This window comes from Bacillus sp. RC51 (assembly GCF_044908115.1).
Lineage (GTDB): Bacteria > Bacillota > Bacilli > Bacillales > Bacillaceae_G > Bacillus_A > Bacillus_A mycoides.
In genome coordinates this window covers 889729-911684 of record NZ_JBIYCW010000001.1, presented here as the reverse complement: position 1 = coordinate 911684, position 21956 = coordinate 889729, and the positions used below count along the sequence as shown (strand labels likewise).

17 protein-coding genes and 3 pseudogenes are annotated in these 21956 nt (G+C 34.7%); 7 read left to right on the top strand and 13 right to left on the bottom strand.

The genetic code is table 11. The features are described from left to right. A partial coding sequence (locus ABH959_RS04665) for a collagen-like repeat preface domain-containing protein (protein ID WP_404492321.1) occupies positions 1-686 on the bottom strand: 686 nt, incomplete at its 3' end. A 469-nt stretch (positions 687-1155) separates the two neighbouring features. Between ABH959_RS04665 and ABH959_RS04660 the strand changes: the two genes are divergently transcribed. Beyond that, a complete protein-coding gene (locus ABH959_RS04660) occupies positions 1156-1446 on the top strand; it encodes a DUF4183 domain-containing protein (RefSeq protein WP_002136293.1) in 291 nt (96 codons plus the stop codon). Positions 1447-1511: 65 nt separating this feature from the next. On the opposite strand, the gene ABH959_RS04655 is transcribed toward ABH959_RS04660, so the two are convergent. Beyond that, entirely contained in the window at positions 1512-2387 is an 876-nt protein-coding gene (locus ABH959_RS04655) for a DUF4183 domain-containing protein (protein ID WP_404492320.1), read from the bottom strand. A gap of 136 nt (positions 2388-2523) precedes the next feature. Between ABH959_RS04655 and ABH959_RS04650 the strand changes: the two are divergent. After that, positions 2524-2724: pseudogene (locus ABH959_RS04650) on the top strand (BclA C-terminal domain-containing protein); the annotation flags it as partial. Positions 2725-3095: 371 nt separating this feature from the next. On the opposite strand, the gene ABH959_RS04645 reads toward ABH959_RS04650, so the two are convergent. Beyond that, positions 3096-3710, bottom strand: coding sequence for a helix-turn-helix domain-containing protein (locus ABH959_RS04645; RefSeq protein WP_113936519.1), 615 nt, complete (start codon positions 3708-3710; stop codon positions 3096-3098). A gap of 59 nt (positions 3711-3769) precedes the next feature. Here ABH959_RS04645 and ABH959_RS04640 point away from each other — a divergent pair, with 59 nt between their 5' ends. After that, positions 3770-4354 (top strand): LysE family translocator, encoded by a 585-nt coding sequence (locus tag ABH959_RS04640; RefSeq protein ID WP_113936520.1) that lies wholly within the window; start codon positions 3770-3772, stop codon positions 4352-4354. Positions 4355-4914: 560 nt separating this feature from the next. Here ABH959_RS04640 and ABH959_RS04635 read toward each other — a convergent pair. From ABH959_RS04635 to gabT, 6 genes are all read right to left on the bottom strand, one after another. Further along, positions 4915-6711 (bottom strand): ABC transporter ATP-binding protein, encoded by a 1797-nt coding sequence (locus ABH959_RS04635; RefSeq protein WP_113936521.1) that lies wholly within the window; start codon positions 6709-6711, stop codon positions 4915-4917. Next, positions 6704-8458 carry an ABC transporter ATP-binding protein gene (locus tag ABH959_RS04630; protein ID WP_113936522.1) on the bottom strand — a complete coding sequence of 585 codons (1755 nt, stop codon included), beginning with the start codon at positions 8456-8458 and terminating at the stop codon, positions 6704-6706. The genes ABH959_RS04635 and ABH959_RS04630 overlap by 8 nt, the downstream gene beginning before the upstream one ends. A gap of 262 nt (positions 8459-8720) precedes the next feature. After that, a complete protein-coding gene (locus ABH959_RS04625; RefSeq protein WP_404492319.1) occupies positions 8721-9317 on the bottom strand; it encodes a DUF1349 domain-containing protein in 597 nt (198 codons plus the stop codon). A 33-nt stretch (positions 9318-9350) separates the two neighbouring features. Next, a complete protein-coding gene (locus ABH959_RS04620) occupies positions 9351-10235 on the bottom strand; it encodes a GNAT family N-acetyltransferase (protein WP_063219533.1) in 885 nt (294 codons plus the stop codon). A gap of 257 nt (positions 10236-10492) precedes the next feature. Continuing rightward, positions 10493-11185 (bottom strand): MOSC domain-containing protein, encoded by a 693-nt coding sequence (locus ABH959_RS04615; protein WP_016126922.1) that lies wholly within the window; start codon positions 11183-11185, stop codon positions 10493-10495. 11 nt (positions 11186-11196) lie between these two features. Next, entirely contained in the window at positions 11197-12522 is a 1326-nt protein-coding gene (gene gabT / locus ABH959_RS04610) for a 4-aminobutyrate--2-oxoglutarate transaminase (RefSeq protein ID WP_404492318.1), read from the bottom strand. A 129-nt stretch (positions 12523-12651) separates the two neighbouring features. Between gabT and ABH959_RS04605 the strand changes: the two genes are divergently transcribed. Next, positions 12652-13554: a LysR family transcriptional regulator gene (locus tag ABH959_RS04605; protein WP_088038438.1), complete on the top strand. Its 903-nt coding sequence runs from the start codon at positions 12652-12654 to the stop codon at positions 13552-13554. A gap of 308 nt (positions 13555-13862) precedes the next feature. On the opposite strand, the gene ABH959_RS04600 is transcribed toward ABH959_RS04605, so the two are convergent. Then, positions 13863-14183, bottom strand: a complete 321-nt coding sequence (locus ABH959_RS04600) for a heterocycloanthracin/sonorensin family bacteriocin (RefSeq protein ID WP_404492317.1) — start codon at positions 14181-14183, stop codon at positions 13863-13865. A gap of 1351 nt (positions 14184-15534) precedes the next feature. On the opposite strand from ABH959_RS04600, the gene ABH959_RS04595 reads away from it, so the two are divergent. Further along, positions 15535-17406, top strand: coding sequence for a YVTN family beta-propeller repeat protein (locus tag ABH959_RS04595; RefSeq protein WP_404492316.1), 1872 nt, complete (start codon positions 15535-15537; stop codon positions 17404-17406). Positions 17407-17768: 362 nt separating this feature from the next. Here ABH959_RS04595 and ABH959_RS04590 read toward each other — a convergent pair whose 3' ends face one another. Beyond that, positions 17769-18020, bottom strand: coding sequence for a DUF3947 family protein (locus ABH959_RS04590; RefSeq protein WP_002136277.1), 252 nt, complete (start codon positions 18018-18020; stop codon positions 17769-17771). A 1449-nt stretch (positions 18021-19469) separates the two neighbouring features. On the opposite strand from ABH959_RS04590, the pseudogene ABH959_RS04585 reads away from it, so the two are divergent. After that, a pseudogene (locus tag ABH959_RS04585) lies at positions 19470-19564 on the top strand (tyrosine-type recombinase/integrase); the annotation flags it as partial. Positions 19565-19673: 109 nt separating this feature from the next. On the opposite strand, the gene ABH959_RS04580 reads toward ABH959_RS04585, so the two are convergent. After that, positions 19674-19937, bottom strand: coding sequence for a hypothetical protein (locus tag ABH959_RS04580; RefSeq protein WP_113936527.1), 264 nt, complete (start codon positions 19935-19937; stop codon positions 19674-19676). 54 nt (positions 19938-19991) lie between these two features. Further along, positions 19992-21116: a C45 family autoproteolytic acyltransferase/hydrolase gene (locus ABH959_RS04575; protein WP_088032974.1), complete on the bottom strand. Its 1125-nt coding sequence runs from the start codon at positions 21114-21116 to the stop codon at positions 19992-19994. 391 nt (positions 21117-21507) lie between these two features. Between ABH959_RS04575 and ABH959_RS04570 the strand changes: the two are divergent. Continuing rightward, positions 21508-21940, top strand: a pseudogene (locus tag ABH959_RS04570) (hypothetical protein). Positions 21941-21956: the final 16 nt, after the last annotated feature.

Below are 21956 nucleotides of genomic sequence, written 5' to 3'. Positions count from 1 at the left end.
GTTGCTCCTGTTGCTCCTGTTGCTCCTGTTGCTCCTGTTGCTCCTGTTGCTCCTGTTGCTCCTGTTGCTCCTGTTGCTCCTGTTGCTCCTGTTGCCCCTGTTCCTGCTGGGCCTGTTGCTCCTGTTGCTCCTGTTGCTCCTGTTGCTCCTGTTGCTCCTGTTGCTCCTGTTGCTCCTGTTGCTCCTGCTCCACCTGCTCCTGTTGGACCTGTTGGACCTGTTGGACCTGTTGCTCCTGCTCCTGGAGTAGCACCAATTAATTGAGTTAATAAATTTAATAGCAGTTGTAAACTTGCTGGATCAATAATTAAAGAGAAGAAGAATGGTGCAAGGGCACTGTAGAATTGTTGTAATAAAGAAAGTAATTCGCTTAAGTTTGGATTAGGGGATTGTAGTACATTGATAATACTTTGAATTAGTTGTTTTAAATAATTCCCCTCTGGAGATGGTGCTAATCCATTTAGTAAATTTAATAGTTGAGTAAACAAATTGAGTAAATTTAATCTGTTTGCATCACTTGGATTTGCAAAAAACGCTGCAATAGCTGAAATTAAAGAATTTAGTAAAGTGATTAATTGTCCTAATTGAGTGCTAGTAATTGGAACTGTTTGTGGATTATTACAACATTCTGGAGTGAAAACTATCGGATTGCAGTTATTATGACCAAAACAATTGTTATGTGACATTTATTTCCTCCTTACTTGTCTTATAGTTGAGTGTTTTCCTATTATAAGAACCATAAAAGTGTACAAAGAGTTATGTTATATATTCACTTAAAATAGGAAACATGAATTATAATTAAACTTTAAAACGACATTTAATTATGTTCATGACTCACATATTAATTATATGTTTTTAATAATTGACTGCTTAGATTAAACACCTAAACTTAAGAGTTTATTTTATTTTTCCACGTTTATCTATTAGGTCCAAAAGCACATTTTCATTTAAAAATTAAAACATAAATAAATCATTAGCATATATTCCACAAGTAACAACATCATTCTTTCAAATAATTAACAATGATACCTTTACTAATATTGTGTTCCTTCTATAAGAATACAGCCGTTTCTATTATAAAAAACTTTCATACAATATAGTGGACAAGTTATTCTATACTTCGTTCAAAAAAATAATTAAAGGAGTGAAATTTAATTGCCAATCATTCAACCATTTATCGCTTCTAGGAGATTTACATCTACACTAGGAGCTGGAACAGGAACAGGTGCAGCTTTTGCGATTGCTGCAACAGCTTGTTTAAACGATGCCGGTACTACTGCAACTGCCTTTCCAACTTTTACGTATTACAACCTCTATGTAAACGGCATAATTCAACCTAGCGTGAACTCCAGTGTCACCACAGGTCCTACTGGTGCTATTACAATTCCTGGCGGAGATGCATTAGACGGTGGAATCCCAATAACAATTGAATTTATCGTCACTTAATTTTAACTAATGTAATTTAGAACAAAAAAAGACAGATTCCTTTTTCCATTAAGAATCTGTCTTTTTTAATTAATAATAATAAATTGTAATATAATTGATGACCCTTGCGAAGGTGGTTGATTATCCAATAAAGTTAGTTTACCAGTACTAACTTCATAAAATGGTTGTGGTTGCAAAATTCCATTAATAAACAAATTTATATATGAAACCTCACTAGGTGATAATATATTCGTTGTCCCATATTGAGCTATCCCATCTGCATCTGTATATATAAGTTTCTCTCCATCTGAAAAAGTATAATATAATAAATTGGTTGTTGTTATGGGACCAATAACCCCAGGTTCTCCTGTTGGTCCCGTTGTACCGGTCGGGCCTGTTACACCTGTGGATCCCGTTGTGCCGGTCGGGCCTGTTACACCTGTGGATCCCGTTGTACCAGTCGGGCCTGTTACACCTGTTGGTCCCGTTGTACCGGTCGGGCCTGTTACACCTGTGAATCCCGTTGTGCCGGTCGGGCCCGTTACACCTGTGGATCCCGTTGTGCCGGTCGGGCCCGTTACACCTGTGGATCCCGTTGTGCCAGTCGGGCCCGTTACACCTGTGGATCCCGTTGTGCCAGTCGGGCCTGTTACACCTGTGGATCCCGTTGTACCAGTCGGGCCTGTTACACCTGTTGGTCCCGTTAGACCGGTCGGGCCTGTTACACCTGTGAATCCCGTTGTGCCGGTCGGGCCCGTTACACCTGTGGATCCCGTTGTGCCGGTCGGGCCCGTTACACCTGTGGATCCCGTTAGACCGGTCGGGCCTGTTACACCTGTTGGTCCCGTTGTACCTGTTGGTCCCGTTGGAATATAAATTGGGGGAAGCACTGGAAATGTAGGTCCAATATTTCCAGGTTCTATCATAGCTTTATTTATTGATAATTTATCATCACGCTTCAATTTAATACCTCATTCCACATTTTTGTCTACTAATTTATATAATAATAACTCTATCATTTTAGAAAAATTCCATAACTAATCTTTTTTTCATTCTCAAATGATTTTTACATACATTAAACATTTACCTTTGCTATAACTACTATTGAACTCTTCCATTCCACTTCCTAGATCTATTTTTACTCCCGCAATATCAACTTCAAATTATAATAATAATTTAATTACCAATTTATTTGCTGGTAATACAATTTCACTTCAATTATTCGGCATATTATCCATCTTTAATTTAGTTGAAGGTGGTTCAACAGGTACCTTTCTAACAATTATACGAATCGATTAAAAAATGATTCATTCTTTTTTTTAATAAACATTTTTAGATACTAAACTAGTAACTATCACGACAGTGATTAAGCAACAAAAACACATTTCACTATATTCATAGTAGTAACTATCTTTACTAAATTTTCCGTATATATATTATCAATTTACACTGCGCCCATGCTGATGTTACATTAAATAAGAAGACAGTTTCTCCTTTACGAACCATCTCAATACGTATTTGAGAAATATTCTCCAATCCTATACGCGAGAGCAATACTGTGTTGACACTCAAATGAGTGTCTTTTTTTGTAAATTGTAATAAATAAAACCATCTCTTATAGATGGTTTTATCAAAACATATCTCTTTATATTTTAAATAAAATAGCAAGTTTATGAAGCTGGATAATAAATGGTCATACTTAACCGAGTTAGCGTTCGTCCGGAATTATGATAAGAGTGCGGTCTATCCGCCTTAAAGCGAATTGAATCTCCGCTATTTAATGTATATTGACAATCATTTATTTCAATTGTCAATTCTCCCTCAAACACCGTTATAAATTCTTCGGTCCCTTCTTTATGGCCTTCCGAACTTAATTTTCCTTCCTTTTCAATTTCAACCGTATAGATTTCAAAGTTCCTATCATCTTGAAAAGGAAAAGAAGGATACACTTTATATCTCCCATTGTCTTCTGATAATACTTGAACATCGTTTCGTAAAACCACTTTCGTATCAGGCTGTGGATTATTAATTAAAGACGTAAAAGACACTTTTAAACCATTCGCAATTTTCCATATCGTTGTTAGTGTCGGGCTTGAATCTCCTCTTTCAATTTGTCCAATCATCGTTTTACTCACACCCGTTAATTGGGAAACCTTTTCTAAACTTAATTTTTCTTTCTCACGTATTGCCTTTATATTTTTCGCCAAAATAAGTTGAATTTCTTCCATAAAAAACACTCCTATACTATATACAATATAACGACCGTTATGTATAATAAAAAGCACGCGTTATATTGTTCTTTTCGGTCATTATAACACACGAAAAATACTTAGGGGGTTTTGAAATGCCTTTATTTTCTTTTTTATTATTTGTTTTTATTAGTAGCTTCACACCAGGTCCTAACAATTTTTTAGCTATGACATACGCAAATCAACTTGGTTTGAAAAGGAGCATGCAATTTTGCTTTGGAGTAGCTTTCGGTTTTTTCCTCCTCACTTCTTTATGTAGTTTCTTTAATATCGTACTAATTAATATTTTACCCAAAATCGAATTACCTTTAAAAATTTTAGGAGTAGCATACATGCTATATCTAGCTATTAAAATACTCACTAGTAAAGGCAGTACAGATCCCGATGAAAAAGATAATAAAAACTTATTTACAGTGGGGATTTTTCTTCAGTTTGTTAACCCTAAAGGGATATTATTCGGACTGACTGTAGTTTCTACTTTTATTCTCCCTTACTACAATTCATATTCCAGTTTTCTACTTTTTTCATTATTTCTAGGTGTAGTCGGTTTAATGAGTACATTTAGTTGGAGCCTGTTTGGTTCAATATTCCAAAAACTTTTATTACAACATACTCAATTATTTAACATCATTATGGCTGTTTTATTGGTTTTCAGCGCTATATCAATCGTTATAAACTAGCTCTATACTCATTCCGGTTACTTATAAACTACCTTTCTATATATTTTTAAAACTTAGATTGTTTTTAATAGTAATCTATTTCATAGTTCTAATTCATTCATGGGTTGAGGTGATACTCTATATACCATTTGTGACATATCGAAACGAACTAATTCCGATATGTCACAAATGCTTAAAGCTTTTACCTAGTCAGCTCAAATCTCCCACCTATTTATTGGACTCTGCTCTATTCACTCCTTAAGGCGGGAGTTTTCTGCAAAAAAATAATAACGTATAGCTTTAATCGAAGCGGATTTTTGTTCATTTCCCACTAAATATAAGCTGAAACCAAACTGACTTGCCCCCCAACATAACAAAGCAACAAACACCGAATCAATCTTACTTCAAATTTACTCAACTTCATACCACCAGCCTTATGATCAAGCCAACCTCTTTTCACCTAGTCTGCAAAAGTACGCTGTTAAAACATTCAGTGAAAGACTATTCGGATAGCAATGTTTGCAAATATAAAAAATGAGGTTTCTCTTTTCTAGAGAAACCTCACCACATCAATATTTTTGTTAAATTTTAAACTGACTCGTATACAAATCAAAGTAGAATCCTTTCTCTTCCATAAGAGATTCGTGATTTCCTCTTTCAAAAATACTACCATCTTTAATTACAAGTATTTGATCTGCTTTTTCAATCGTTTTCAGCCGATGAGCGATTACAAAACTTGTTCGCCCTCTCATTAAATTATTTAATCCAGATTGAATTTGTAATTCTGTTCTCGTATCAATATTAGATGTTGCTTCGTCGAGAATTAATATATCTGCATCTGCTAAAATCGCTCGTGCAATCGCAAGGAGTTGTTTTTGTCCTTGACTTAAATTCGAACCTTCTGAAGCAATTTCCGTTTCATATTGATTCGGTAGATGTTTTATAAAAGAATGTGCTGATGCTGCTTTTGCTGCTGCAACTACTTCTTCATCACTTGCATCTAAACGTCCATATCGAATATTTTCCATAATCGTTCCTGCAAATAAATACGTATCTTGTAAAACAACCCCTATTTTACTCCGCAAAGAATTAATATCATAATCCTTTATATCTTTTTCATCAATGCTAATTTGCCCTTTTTGAATGTCATAAAAGCGAGTTAACAAATTAATAATTGTTGTTTTTCCTGATCCAGTTGGACCGACTAAAGCGATTGTCTCCCCAGGATTCGCCTTGAGACTCACATCTTTTAAAATCATGTTGTCCTGTGCGTATCCAAATGAAACTTTCTCAAGCCTAACATGTCCTTGTAAATTTTGTACAAGTACTGCATCTTTTTTATTTTGAATTTCTGGTACTTCATCCATAATTTCAAAGACACGTTCTCCTCCAGCAACTGCCGCTTGAATCGTATTCATTAAAGTTGCAAATTGACTAAGTGGCCTTGAAAATTGTCGAGAATAATTAATAAAAGCTGCAATGACACCTACTGTTGTCATTCCGTTTAATACCATTACCGATCCAGTTCCAATTACAAGCCCCATTCCTAAGTTATTAATAAAGTTCATACTTGGAAAAATAAATGCTGAAAACGTTTCAGCCTTCGTTGCTGAAATTCTTAGCTGTTCGTTAATTTTATTGAAGTTATGTACGGTTTCTTTTTCTTTTCCGTATAACGTAGTTACGTCTGCACCTGTAATGGCTTCCTCAATAAATCCATTTAATTCTCCTAAATCCTTTTGACGCTTCGCAAAGTTTTTCCCACTATAAGCAACTAGTTTTTTCGTAACGAAAAACATAATAGGTACTGTAATTAAAGTTACAATCGCTAAAATCCAATCTAATGAAAACATCGCAATTGTTACACCTATAAACGTTAACGCTGATGAAATGATTTGCACAACACTTTGTGTCAAAGCTTGATTTAAGTTATCAATATCATTTGTCACACGGCTCATTAAATCACCTTGAGAACGTACATCAAAGAATCGTAGAGAAAGTGTTTGGATTTTTTCAAAAATATCTTGTCGTATTTTTTGTATCGTCTTTAATGCAACATTAATCATTACAAATGTTTGTAACCATGTTAACAATACGGTTATCCCATATATTGCAATGAGCAGCATGCACATTCTCGCTGTCCCGCTTAAATCCTTCGGTACAATGTATTCATCAATGATGACCCCCATATAATATGGCCCAAGTAAACCTAGTAATGTCGTGATAAATACAAGAATAATAACGAACATAAGAGATGCTTTTTGATACCCCATGTAGTTCCATACTCGCATTATAGTTCCTTTAGTATTCTTTGTTTTTCCAGTTTTCGGATTGTTACGTCCACCTTTATTTCCAAATTGTCCTTGAAAATTACGCATGCTCTTCCCCTCCTTCTTGCTGCAGGCTACCACCTTGGGAAAGATAAATTTCCTGATACACTTCACAAGTTGCCAATAAATCCTCATGCGTACCATTTCCAACTAATTCACCGTTATTCAAAACGAGGATTTTATCAGCATCTATAATAGAAGATATTTTTGATGCAATTAAAAATGTCGTTGTGCCACTATATCTTGTCCTTAACGCTTCCTGTATTACAGCTTCTGACTTCGCATCAACTGCCGATGTAGAATCGTCTAATACAAGAATAGATGGCTTTCTCACTAGGGCTCTTGCAATAGATATACGTTGTTTTTGACCACCAGATAGATTGGTTGCACCTTGTGTTAAGTTATATTCATAAGAGTCTTCCAGCTTATTGATAAACTCAGTCGCACAAGCAGATGAAGATGCTAATTCCAATTCATCATAAGTTGCATCTTCTTTGCCATAACGTAAATTCTCTTCTATACTACCTGAAAAAAGAAGTGCCTTTTGTGGAACGAAGCCAATGGAAGCACGAAGTTTTTGCAAATCGTATGCTTTCACATTAACATCATCTATACATATTTCACCTTGATCAACATCGTAAAGTCGTGGCAATAGTTTCGCCAATGTAGATTTACCACTTCCGGTCGATCCAATAATCCCTATTTTTTCACCTTTACGTACAGTAAATGAAATATCTTTTAAAACATATTCATTATTTTTCGTATAACTATAGCTAACATTTTTAAACTCTACATTACCACCCACTTGTTTTGGTTCATATACGTCGCCTTCAGTTGTAATATCAACTTCAGTATGTAAGACTTGTTGTACACGATCAGCTGATGGAAAAGCACGGGCAATTTGAATAAATACCATACTAATAGACATAAGTGACATTAAAATGATATTTAAATAGTTAATAAAAGCTAAAATGGCCCCTACTTGGAGTGTACCGTTAAAAACTTTCTCGCCACCAATCCATAAAGTTGCTACAATTCCGCTATTTACAACTAGCATAATAATTGGCATCATCAATGAAATAATTTGTATTGCACGAATATTTATTTCAGTTAAACTTGTATTAACTTTCTCAAACTGTGCGATTTCATATTTTTGTCTTACATATGCTTTTATAACACGTACACCAGATAAATTTTCTTGTAGCTTTGTGTTTACTTTATCTAATGCTTCTTGTACTCGCTTAAATGAACCGCTCGATTGACCTGCAATCAATACAATTGCAACTAATAATACGGGTACCACAACAAGTAAAATTGGAAATAGGTCTCTCGCTGTTACAAAGACTATAATGATACTTCCAATAAATAATAACGGTCCACGGACAAGTACACGTAACGTCATCGTCATTGCCGATTGAATAGATGTAATATCATTTGTCACGATTGTTAATAATTTACCTGTTCCAAATGAATCACGATTTTTGCTAGAAAATGTTTCTATTTTCGCGAACACGTCTTTTCGTATGTCTGTAGCGAAATTAACAGCAGCTTTTGTAGAATACATCATACAACCAAGTCCTCCAACTAAACCGATTGCTGCTGCTCCTATCATAAGAAGCCCCATTTTTATTACATAATTCAAATCCCGGTTTGCAATTCCAACATCAATAATATGTTGCATTATTGTCGGTTGAATTAAGTCCATCGCGACCTCAAGTACCATAAATAGCGGTCCAATAATAGCGAAGAACATGTATGGTTTTAAATACTGTAACAACTTGCGAAATGATTTCATACACAATCTCCTTTTTTCATGAAATTACCATCGAATAATTTATATTCCTCCTTATTTGAGCGATATAGTCTGTAATTTCTCCATTAGTCCTATTATATTAGGTAAATTAATATTTAACATTATTAAATGATAAGTTTTAAATCATTTTTAGTCAATAAAATGGAACTTTAATCTACCAGGCATTTTCACTGCCAGTTGATGTGAATACTCTTTAACTTAATAAAAACCGCATTCTCATTTAGTAAGAATGCGGTTTTCCCATCTATATTTGTTCAATTTTAAAATCGAAAACCTCGGTCTCGAATCCATTATTTTCAGAAGGACTACACGTATAAAAACCAATTTTAACAGGCTCATTACCTATGTCCTCCATCAAATGAGCGATTCTTATTTGTTCCCATCGCTGACTCGTTTTCACATATATTGTATAATCGCCAAGTTTTCTAATAATTCGAAAACGTAATCGTTGCTTAGCAAACTCATTTGGATAGTCTTGCGTTGACCAATCAGAATAGCCATTATTCGTTACGACAGCACCTAAATGTGATGGCCCCTCAGGAATATATTCTAAAGATGTTTTTAACCAACACTTCTCAGAAATCATAACAAATAAACCCGCTTGATCGTATGTCGCATTTGGATTCATGCGCAATTGAACCTCAGCCTGAAAATCTGTCATTATCTCATCATAAAATACATGGCCATTCATTACTTCAAAACCATAATGGGTTTTCAGCCAAAAATCTGTTTCTTCTTTCGAATGGACAATGAATGTATCATTGTCTTCAAGTTTGTAAAATTCAGGTGCGTTCATTACAGTAAGTTGCTCAATATGATTTGGTATATATGATGTTTTCATAATTCCTCCATAAAAAAGCATTTAAATTAATATTTAAAACTCAGTTAATACCGGGAATTTATAACCTTTAAAATCTAATTCTTTATTACTTCGAACCATTAAATACTTACTAGTCTGTAATTCTGTATATTGTACATCATCAATTCCTAATTGATCTGGGTAAAAATAAAATTCAATCTCCGTAAATTCCCCAGGGATTTCCTCACATAATTCATCTAAAATCGGAATTACCGGCGCAAATACTCCAAATAATTTTAGTTTTTGATTTTCTACTGTAAAAATAATCAGCGCATCTAATTTCTCTGAATAATACAGGTTTTCATTCCATGTTGAATCATACATATTTAAATAAAACGAAGAGCGGTAATTTAACGTTGAAAATTTATTAGAAAGCCTTTGGCCATTTTCAATAATCTCATATATTAATTGTCTATCCGCTTCATTATAAAAATCTAACTTTTTAAGTTGAGAATCTTTATTACTCTTGTTTTCGTATGATACTGTCATCAAATATTCTTGCACAATTTGAAAACCAAATGGTTTATATAGTTCCGGATTTTCAGTAAACAAGACCGTACACTCGAATTGCTCATCAATTTCCTCTATCATCTTACTAAATAATTGTTTCATTAATCCTCGTCTACGATAATTCGGATGTGTCATTACTGATTGAATACCCGCTGCATTTATTTTTTCACCATTAATTAAAAGCGGAAGTGAAAATGCCGCAACATTTGCAATCGCTTTATCATCTTGTAAAAATGATAATGCTTTATATGTATAATCCCAATACCCTTTCTCCGAAAAATCATTCAATGTTTGACTTGTAATCCCAAACACTTCTTCAAATAAAGGAAATAACTGTTCTCTTCTCGGTTCTTCTAATAGAAAGTTTGCCATTTTTTCAACATTCCCCATGTTGTACCTCCATATGTCAATTCCATAAAATTAGATATGGTTATATGACCTACTCTTAAAATAATAGATCTTACAAATCAATATACTATCATAAAATATAAAAAAATAGTCCAATTAATTTTATGTTTTCACCATTTGAAAACAAGTCGAATAAAAAAATATTAAGATTTTTGCATATTAATAAGGTTATTATATAAAAATAGTGCTTTCTATTTAGTCTTTACTAATAGAAATGCACCATTTTTTTAAAAAAATTTTTATTCTTTCGTTCCTTCAAGCCTCTCCTTCGTATTAATTTCTTCTCCCCTCAGTCGCTTTTCAAATGTCTTTCTCCAACTAGTAGAAAGTGCATGTACTTCTAATATTCTCTTTATCCCTTCTATATTCTGTTTTTCCTTATGCATAATACGATTAGCAAACGCTACTGTAACACTTATTGGATCAGACTTCAGCAACTTTAACGTATCAACTGGTGATACCCACCCTTCTTTTAATACACGAAAATAAAATCCTGTATATCCCGTGTCTTGAAAATACAGTGGTAACTTGGGAATATTGTATTTCTTAGCTAACTTAAAACAAGGTTGTCTTGGTTGCGTTACTTGTACAATCGCTTCTCCGAGCTCAAACGTATCACCGATACAAACATCCTCTTCACGTATACCGCTAACTGTTATATTTTCTCCGAACGCTCCATATTCAAGGTCTTGATTCAATGTTTCTTCCCAATAACTATAATGTTCGCTCGAATACACACAAACCGCTTTATCCACACCACCATGATGAACTAAATCCGCCTGACCATCACCTTTAAATTTTAGAAATGATAAATATATAGGTTCCTTTGTTTTCGTTTTATTTATACCCGTATGAATTAATTTGCCTCCATACATAACTTCTTTTGGGAATCCTATATTTAGTGATAGTACCTCATATAATTTATTTATCATAATTGCCTCTCTCACTTTCCGCACATTTTTTTAAAAGATTGATTTATTATTTCAAAACCCTTATCAATTTCTTCATTTGAAATGACAAGAGGCGGTAAAAAGCGTAGTACATTATCAAATATCCCCGCTCCAATACTTATAAGCCCATTCTTCCAAAAATCTTCAATTAGCTTTACTGTTAGTTCTTTTGCAGGTTCTTTCGTTATGCGATTCGTTACAAGTTCCATTCCAACCATCGCACCGATTCCACGAACATCACCAATCACTTCGTACTTTAATTGCATTTGATGTAGATGTGACATTATTCTATTTCCAATTTGCTGAGCCCTTTCAACTAGATTTTCTTCTTCCATTATTTCAAATACAGCAAGACCGGCTGCACATGATAACGGACTCCCAGCAAAAGTTCCACCAATTTGTCCTCTCCCAGGAATGTCCATCAACTCCGCACGACCGACAATAGCACTTAATGGTAAACCGCCAGCAATTGATTTTGACAAAGTCATTATGTCAGGTTCTATATGAAAATATTCCGTTGCAAACCATTTCCCTGTTCGGCCAAATCCAGTTTGCACTTCATCCATTATCATTAAAATACCGTATTGATTACAAATTTCTCGTAATCGTTTTACAAATGAAATAGAAGGAACAATAAACCCACCTTCTCCTTGCACTGGTTCCATTACGATTGCTGCTACTTGTTCAGGTGATACTTCTTCTAAAAACTTTTCAAACTGATAGATGACTTGAGAATCCACTTCTTCAGGAGAAACTCCTTCTTCAGCTCTGTAATAGTACGGATACGGCAATATATGCATGTCTGAAACGAACGGACCAAATCCTGCTTTATATGGATTTTCTTTGGTCGATAAAGACATTGTCATTAATGTTCTCCCATGAAATCCTCGTTCAAACGAAATTACTTTCCTCCGCCCTGTTACTTTACGTGCGATTTTTACAGCATTTTCAATCGCTTCCGCACCACTATTGGCAAACATCGTTTTTTTCTTACTTGTACCTGGCACTTTCTCATTAATTTTCTCCGCTAAAGTAATATAATTCTCATATGGAGTTACATGAAAACAAGGATGTATAAATGATTCTGCTTGTTTTTGTACCGCTCTTACAACTTTCGGATGACAATGTCCAACATTTTGCATACCAATTCCACCAGCAAAATCAATAAACTGATTTCCATCTACATCTGTTATTATCGCTCCCCTTGCTTCTTTTACATATAAAGGCGTTAAATGATATATTCCTTTCGGTACAGCCTCCTCATACCTTTTTTGAAGTACTTGTGAATAACTGCCCGGTAATACATTAGATTTCAACAATTCTTCTTCACCTCATCTAATTTTTTAATCAATCCATTTCTGATAAAGTGATTATATATCCCACAAAACCATTGTTCAATTCAATTATTTATATAATAATGATAGGTATATCCTATGATTAAACTTGAGGTGATTTCAATCGAATTACGACAATTAGAATACTTTTTAGCTGTTTCGAAAGAATTACATTTCACAAGAGCAGCCGAGAAATTAAATATTTCACAACCTTCACTAAGCCAACAAATACGTGCATTAGAACATGAAGTAGGAATGCCACTTTTTGATCGAATTGGTAAAAAAATATCTTTAACTGAAGCAGGCAGAGTTTTATTATCGCACAGTAAAACAATCTTCCACGAAGTCGAACAAGCCCGCTCTACCATTCAAGATTTAAACGGATTACAACATGGATCCTTAACAATCGGCTCATTGTTAACCGTCGTAAATTATTTACTGCCACCAGCCATTTTAAATTTCAATAATTTATATCCGAATATTGAACTTTCTGTATTAGGTCTTCGTACAGGGGAAATTCGTGAAAAATTATTACAAAATGAATTAGATATTGGCATTACATTTCTTCCAGTGCAAGATAAAGAGATTGTTTCTATCCCACTATATAAAAGTGAGCTTACATTAGTCGTGCCAACCGGTCATACTTTAACTGAACATGATCGTGTATCTATTGCAGAATTACAGAACTATCCTCTAATTCTTTTACCTAAAAATTTCTTTTTAACTGAACTAATTACATCCCATTGTCAAAACTTTAACTTTAAACCAAAGCCAATTTTAGAAATTAGTACAATGGAATCTTTAATTCAAATGGTCGCACAAGGTATGGGGATTACCGTGTTACCAAAACCGTATATAGACTTTTTGCAAAATGAGCACATACAAGCTATTAAAATTGAAAACCCCACTCCAACAATAGATATAGGACTTATTTATAGAGGAGATAAATATATGTGCGCTGCTACCCGGAAATTTATTGAGCAACTCAAAATAACAGTACATTCTTTACAAAAATAAGCATAAAAAGAGATTATCCTATGCAGCCGTTACACAACGACCTATTAGAATAATCTCTTTTTATAATGATATAAAACATTACATTTTATGGTTTCTTTTCTAATAACCTATTATTCATTATAAGTGCTAAATTATTATCGTATTATTAAGCTACACATCAGCGATATTTTATGTCTATTTCGTATAGGTGTTAGCAAGTCCGTTTGCAAACTTGTTAGCACACTTTTATAAAAATTATATAATGCTTCACAAAGTAGGAATCCGTTTCGATTAATCTTTTTTCAAAATGGATTCCTTTTTGTCTCTTATCAATATTCAAATGTTACAGTAGTACCATTAAAACCATCAAAACAATTAGAGCAATTAGAGCAATTAGAGCAACCACCACAGCCAAAACAACTAAAGCAACCGAAGCAACCAAAACAACGGAATCCACCACAACGACCACCGCCACAACCACCACAACGACCACCGCCACAACCGCCACAACGACCACAACCGCCACAGCGACGAGCATCATCTGTAATATAGTAATATGGATATTGGTTTTGCTGGTCCCAATACACAATATTTCCAGACTGATAATCATTAAGGCTTAACGCTTGTAGTTCTTGTTGAAACTTATTCATTTTCATGACCTCCGTTTATAAACTACAACCCCATCGATGCTTTCCTATATTTCTGTTCGTTAAATCTAAGTAGAAATAGCGCTATAAAGTGACACTTTAATCAGTGGGGAGTGTTCATCCCCCACTGATTATTAGCCCGCCCCAGTAGGGCGTTTACAGGTAGCCTGACTCCCACCTAACTTCTTTGCTCGTCGAATTTTGAGGTGGGAGTTTTACTGCCCACAAATAGCGGGATAAACTAAGTTCAATACGTACACCAACAAAATATGACCTATCACTAGAGGATGCACCTTGTTCATATGCCTATTTTTAGGTTATTTTTACTATGGGCTCATTTTTATAAAGTGACACTTTAATCAGTGGGGATTTTGTTCATCCCCCACTGATTATTAGCCCGACTCCCACCTAACTTCTTTGCTCCAGTCGAATTTTGAGGTGGGAATTTTACTGCCCACAAATAGCGGGATAAATGGAAATTATAAAATATGAATTTAAACAATAACATTTAGATTTATGTCGTCATTTTCTAGTTCTATAGTCGTATATTCCATAATTTTGTTTGGTCATCTTCGTATTTCCAATAAGCAATCCCATCTTTATTTTTCTTCGCTTCAATATCTGCTATATTAGAGCTAATTTTATAAGTATTTATAATTAGTGATTTCTGCTAAGAAAAATCTATTTTTATGAATGGCATATCAGCGATGTTTTATGTCTATTCCGCATACATGTTAGCACTTTTTTATATTTCTTCTATTGCATACACCTTCATAATTTCAATATATTTCCCCTTATCACACGGACATGGTTGCTCTCTTCTATATGATTCTTATCGTCACTTTTCATTTTAGAAAAAAGAACGATGCCCCCGCTTGAGCCTGTTCTTCTTGATTTTTCATCTGAACGCACAATGCTTTGTAGTTTTTCAGCTCCTTCATCACAAGTCTTCGCATCTCTTTTTCATCTGCGTTTCCAAAAAAATACAATTGATTTGTACGATACGGTTCCCCTCCGTTCGATCTACTTACTTATAAAGGATTATTTTATTAAGTTTTATTTCCACTAAACAATCCAGTCTCTTAAATGTATTAAGAGGCTGAAAAAAATTCAAATCAGATGCCCGTTATATGGAATGCGCGTCATATTAATAAAATCATATGTCATAATATTTTCTATGCCTATGATTACATGTAAAATAAGAGCATCTTCACTTTATTCACATATACTTTGAAAGAAGAAACATTTCTGAACATTTCATATTAAACATATAACCATAAATACTTTAAACTCAGTTGCTAATATAGATTATCAAGACATACCTAACATTTAAAATTTTTTAGAGGAGTTATTTATGAGATATAATAATAAGTCCAACTCACCAAATTCGTGTGATAAGTTTCAGCTCCCCTGCTTTATTTCTGTATCCCCTTGTAATCAAAGTAATTGTTGTACACCTGTTTTTTTCTCAAATTCTCAACAACAAGAATTATTGCAAATAATAAACCAATTAAACCAAGCTATTCTTTCTTTCTTCACAACACCAAATCCTACAACTAGACATATACTCCAAATAACATTACAGGCATTAAATGATTTATTAATAGCAGTACAACCAAATACACCAAATAGAAATTTAGTTTTACGAACTATAAACCAATTAATCAATTCCTTACCTACTGCATCTCTCACTCAAATCTCAGCATTGTTCCAATTTCTATTCCAAAACTTGTCTTCGCTTATTAGTTGTTCAAATATATCGGACCCCTTGTTGCAGCAGACATTTAGCTTAATTTTACAAGGAGTCTTGAATAGTTCACTATTAAACATTACTGGAACGACGGGACCTACGGGACCTGAAGGGCCTACTGGACCTCAAGGCGTGCAAGGTATTCAAGGAACTGAAGGGCCTGAAGGGCCTACTGGACCTCAAGGCGTGCAAGGCATTCAAGGAACCGAAGGGCCTGAAGGGCCTACTGGACCTACTGGACCTCAAGGTGTGCAAGGTATTCAAGGCATTCAAGGACCACCAGGACCTACTGGTTCAGGGACAGGAACAGGAGTTCCTGGTCCACCAGGACCTACTGGACCTCAAGGTGTGCAAGGCATTCAAGGGTCTGAAGGGCCTGCAGGACCTGAAGGACCTACTGGACCTCAAGGCGTGCAGGGCATTCAAGGAACTGAAGGGCCCGAAGGGCCTACTGGACCTCAAGGCGTGCAAGGTATTCAAGGGCCTGCAGGACCACCGGGACCTACTGGGCCATCGGGAGATTGTGATTGCCCACCGGGGCCAACTGGACCGACGGGACCTGGATGTAATTTCCTTGTTTATGCTACAAACGCAGGAGCCATTGATGATCCTGCAGATGATACAGTATCTGTAATTAACACCGGAACAAATACAGTAGTCGATACAATCACTGTAGATAATGCACCTCTCGAAGTAACAGTTTCACCAAATGGGACTCGTGCTTATGTTACTAATATTTTTTCTAATACCGTTTCCGTTATTGATACTGCCACTAATACAGTTATCGCTACCATCCCTGTTGGAACTAATCCAATTGGTGTAGCTGTTTCTCCAAATAACACAACTGTTTATGTTGGAAATCATGGTAATAATACAGTTTCTGTTATTAACGCTGCTACCAACACAGTTGTTGGTACCATTAATGTCGGAATCGCTCCGCAAGGAATTACTGTTTCTCCAAATGGGACCTTTGCGTATGTTGCAAACGAATTAAGTAATACAATTTCTGTTATCGCTACTGCTACCAACACAGTTGTTGGTACCATTAATGTCGGTATTCGACCTAGGATAATCGTCTTCACACTAGATGGGACTCGTGCTTATGTCACAAATCAAAACAGCAATACTGTTTCTGTTATTAACACCGCTACAAATTCCGTTATTGATACAATTAACGTAGGTACCGAACCTGTTGGTATAGCTATTACACCGGATGGAGCTCGTATTTACGTTGTAAATAAAGTAAGTAATAATGTATCTGTAATAAGTACGTTGACAAACACCGTCATCGATACCATTCCGGTTGCACTATCACCAGACCAAGTAACTATCATACCAGATGGCACTCGCGCCTATGTTACAAACCAAGCTAGTAATACTGTTTCTGTCATCAATACTGCTACAAATACGGTTATTGATACGGTCCCAGTAGGTGTTGCTCCAACTGGTATAGCAACCGGATTTATTTGCGGATAATATAAAAAACAGAGAGACACTAATCATATTTCTCTGTTCTTCCATTAATCCCCATCATATCCGAGCAGTTAGCTTTTGCTAGCTGCTTTTTTTATAAATAATAATTAATTTGCCCAAGAGCATTTCAAAATATTTTCGTATGATATGGTGTATTCCTTTCTTTTGAGTGAATGATCTCGTCATGAGAGCACTTTATTAAGTGCTCTTTTCGTGTTTCAAATACATACAAAATAAAATTTTTATATTAATTTTAATTACACATTTAATTGAATATTAATTCATCAGATACGAATCATTTCTTATAAGGGCGCTCTGTACTTGCGCCCTTATATAAATACTCAAATTTATTCCCTCGCATATTTTTATAAATTGTATACAGTTCCATATGGAATTGTTGAAACAGAAATTCCGTATGGTGTAATATGATGCATTGGATAATAATACTCCATAGATGAATAGTACGGTTGTATACCTTGCTGTATTTGTTGCATTTGCTGCTGTGCTTGTAACGCTTGTTGAACAGCTTGAATTGTACTTTGCGCTCCACTATACGTAATACCCGCCGTACCATACGGACGCATTCTATCTCGGGTATCAAAATATGAATAAAACATTAGTATTCAACTCACTTCCATATAAGTTATTACAAAGTATATTATGAGTATTAATTTCAGTGAGTGTTAAAAACTAGTCCACTAGCTTTTATTCAAATAACGTTTTTGTTCAACTGCCTTTTTTTAATCTCCACGCCTTATCAAAATATAATCTTATATATCTTTCAATTTATTATGATGCAAGTGTCTACACTAAATTGTTAGACAAGAATAAAATAAATTAAGTCTAATAATAAAGGAAAAATAAATATGCAAAACCGTTACATGCTTACAGTCAAACTCACCTCATTTAACGGGACAACGCTGACTGGCATTACTATAGAAGGTATCACGTTGACAGCGAACGTCACGTTAAGAACAACCTATCATCAATCATTTCTCAATCGATTTCCTCCTCAGGACCCAGTTCGTCCCCTAGTCGTGAACTATAACGTAGCCGTCAAATCTGGCAGAAAGTCTGCTATCTTGAATGCCGTGACGCAGCTCGCGAATGCTGGGGTAAGCGCGCAGGTCCGTCTGGATTCCTGCAACAATACCGTGGCAGCCTTCCGTCCCGTTCCCTCAATAATATAAGTCAGATACCCGTCACAATAGGATAACGACTGTGACGGGTACGAAGCTGTTCGAGTGAATAGCCCTCAAATTTGTCCCCATTCCCCTTCACTACTTGAATATTTTTCCAAAACCAATACATACTATTTTCAAGCCGCCGTATCCACGGCTAATACTTCTTTCTTTTGTTACAGCAGAAGCAGGTAGATTCGTCACTTATCTGCTTTCTCTGTATATTTTTTAAAATATCGAAAAGACTACCTACAAGCTGTTTGAACTAGCAGCTTCACTCTTCTTGTAATGGGAAAGCAATTTATCACAATTAGCTAACTCATTCGACTCACTGGCAGACAACCAAAATTGTTGTCTGCTTTTTGTATGGAATTTTTCATTTTGCATATACTACTTTTGAGCCTGTTTACCAATGCAAGCCATTTTGGTGTTTTGAATTCCGACTAAGCTTTTTTGTTGCATAGATTATTACATCTTTGACAACACTGGTTAAAAGCGCGTTTTCTGGTTATTCGTAGTTCTAGTCCAGAATAATTTTTCTCCTATAAAGGACAGTAGGTACGACTGCTCGTCCTTTTTTACTTATATCGCATACTCTCCCTTTTGACAGCTATGAACCACATTGCCTTCTTCATCGAAGTAAGCAATTTCCCAATAAGGGTGGCAGTTGTACGCTTCTATTTCCCCATCGAACAAATTAGTTTTCTAGTTTCCAACGATCGTACCCCACTTGCCAGCTACATTTACTCGTATACCCATGTAAGCAAAATGTAGATTTCCGTGGTTCTACATTTTCTTGAAAGCTTTTTCCGCGCTGTACATCTGCTTGATGTCAAAAAAATCTTCGTTCTCGCACTTTGCAAACTTCATGAATTCTGTCATTGGCATTTGATATCTCTTTAACTTTAAGGGTATATTCTCATGTCTTACCCAATATGCAAGAAGATGCAGCGAAAACATTCACGAAGAGTATATTTTAATATGTGTTTGCAAAATGTTTGCAAACACATATCGAAATGCTCAAAAGCATTGATTTAAAGGCATCTATAGCACATTGAAATAAAACATTACATATAAACTCATATAATTTTAGTGTACCTTTTTTGAGATTGGAATATATTTTGTAAAATATGCCCCTACTAGCAACAATACAATTGAGACTAGCCAAGTAAAAATACCGCCAAAACGAAACCAATATGCAAACAAATTTAAGATTGCAATTAAAAAGCAACAAATAGAAGTTAATGCACTTTTTAATCCTTTTATCCCTGCTTTTTTTCTTTTTTGATAAGTTATATACATCGAAACGACTAAAAATAAGATAAGAACAAATGGTAACATGGCTTGTAGCAATATCAACCCCTCCTGTCTATTTTCACTCCCTTCATTTTACCATCTTATTCCTTTTTAATCTTTAGGAGTCATTTCATTTTTCTCTTCTCTCCAAAAGTCAGCATAAGTTTTATTTTTAAAGTTCACATTCACTTCGGAAAACGGAAGGCTTTCTCCAACTTTCAATGAGTACCACTCGTTTAAAAGTGGCGATCCGAAGCAAATATTCAATGTACGATCCTGTAAATCAATTAATACAGAATGCAAAGTCCCAAACCACTCTTCATAATTATGCACCGTCACCCCAATAGGATATTCTTCTTCTACCAATCCTTTTAAAGATTCCATGCTCACCTGTTCATTTCGATTTAAATGCTCATGTAAAATGTGATATCTTTTTGTAGATTGTTCTAATTTCCTATTATTTAATTTCTGAATAGGTGAACTGACTGCATGGTTTGTTGATACGGTAAAAGCTTGACTTTCCTCATTAATTGTTGTTATTGATTTATGCCCGTCAAATATTTCAATATGTGCTGCGTTTAAAGGATCCGCTACAATTATATTAATATTACTTGCTATAGGCATTTCTTTTATTAAAGATGTAGCTTCATGCGTATTTCTACATTTCTCCAATATTACTCGAATTACCGCAAAACATTGCAAACCATTTACCATCGGTTTTCTTAAACCTTCAATATTCCCTACAGGTTGACCACATGCTGAAAATGTAATAGATAACCCATGCTCATTAACTCCTTCTGTTCGGCCAAAATATTGAGTAGAAAAACCACTATGTGCATATGCACCTTCAACATGCGTCGAACAAAAACGCATATCATCTATTTTGGGTGATAAATCAAAATTTCTTAATACATATGTATGCTTTAAATCAGTTTTTTTAGGTAATACTGCACAATGACTACAACCTGCTTTTAATAGTGTCTGATAATAATACATCATATTCCTTGAAGGAATTTTCAATACTTCGCAAAAGCCTTCAATTTCTTCATTAATTCCTGGACAATATTGTTTTAGTACATTTCTAGATTCTGTCCAATGATTATCCCATATTAAATTTTCTTGCTGTATAAATTGTGGAATAAGATATGGATGTTTCTTTACGAATTCTCCTTGTTGCTTACCAATTTCATAATGATTTCCTTTTAGTGACGAAAAATACCCCTTTATTTGATACACATTAAATTCCCCCTCACATTGAATATATCCATATTATACTAAAATTTTCTTGTTCATTCTTGATGTTTTTCGCTCTTTTCCACATACATTAACGATCCTTTTTTCTTTTCAATCAGGTCAGTTAATAACTATTTGATACCTACTCAAAACATTGTTAAAATCACCGTAAGAACAAGTGTTTGAGAAGTTATTAGGATGAGCACAGTATTTCGAAACCAGTTAAAATAATATCAAATGGAATAAACTCTACATTGAACCTGTTTATTGGCGTTCAACTAATTATGAAAACGCGAAAACTTGTATTTCAAAGGGATGCAAATGGCCATATTGTTCAGTTGAAGAAAGAATTTTTTTAATCATCCATTTATTATGATAAAGGGAGTAATTGTATATGAATAAAAGCAAACCAGTTGATGAATTGACTATTGAAGACTTGAAACAAAACCCGATATGGGAATGGGCAATAGATGAAGAGGAAAATGAAGAGTGCGATGAAAAGTGGGTAAAACCAGTGGAAACTATAAATTTCACAGAAGAATCAAACGGTTCAATAGTACTGGCGAATTAATAATACATAATGATGAGAAATTCCCTATGATGTGTAGTATTGATATTGAAAATAACGAGGTATTAATTATAGTTCCATTGTTTTTTATAACGAAAAAGAAAATGAGTATTTTTCTATAGAAGATGTAGTGAAAAAGGTTGAGATGCCAATCTCAATTAATATTTATCTCACAATTAATGGAGAGCCTAGATTTTTAAAATTCTCAGCAAATAAAATTGATATTTATAAAAACACTATAAAAACTAACTTAAATTAAATTCAAATTGAAGTTA

What these genes read in the sequence shown, in the direction of transcription:
- ABH959_RS04595 (WP_404492316.1), top strand. Translation starts at nt 15,535, where the DNA reads ATGAGATATAATAATAAGTCCAACTCACCAAATTCGTGTGATAAGTTT.
- ABH959_RS04635 (WP_113936521.1), bottom strand. Translation starts at nt 6,711, where the DNA reads ATGCGTAATTTTCAAGGACAATTTGGAAATAAAGGTGGACGTAACAAT.
- ABH959_RS04620 (WP_063219533.1), bottom strand. Translation starts at nt 10,235, where the DNA reads ATGGGGAATGTTGAAAAAATGGCAAACTTTCTATTAGAAGAACCGAGA.
- ABH959_RS04630 (WP_113936522.1), bottom strand. Translation starts at nt 8,458, where the DNA reads ATGAAATCATTTCGCAAGTTGTTACAGTATTTAAAACCATACATGTTC.
- ABH959_RS04640 (WP_113936520.1), top strand. Translation starts at nt 3,770, where the DNA reads ATGCCTTTATTTTCTTTTTTATTATTTGTTTTTATTAGTAGCTTCACA.
- ABH959_RS04615 (WP_016126922.1), bottom strand. Translation starts at nt 11,185, where the DNA reads ATGATAAATAAATTATATGAGGTACTATCACTAAATATAGGATTCCCA.
- ABH959_RS04590 (WP_002136277.1), bottom strand. Translation starts at nt 18,020, where the DNA reads ATGTTTTATTCATATTTTGATACCCGAGATAGAATGCGTCCGTATGGT.
- ABH959_RS04625 (WP_404492319.1), bottom strand. Translation starts at nt 9,317, where the DNA reads ATGAAAACATCATATATACCAAATCATATTGAGCAACTTACTGTAATG.
- ABH959_RS04600 (WP_404492317.1), bottom strand. Translation starts at nt 14,183, where the DNA reads ATGAATAAGTTTCAACAAGAACTACAAGCGTTAAGCCTTAATGATTAT.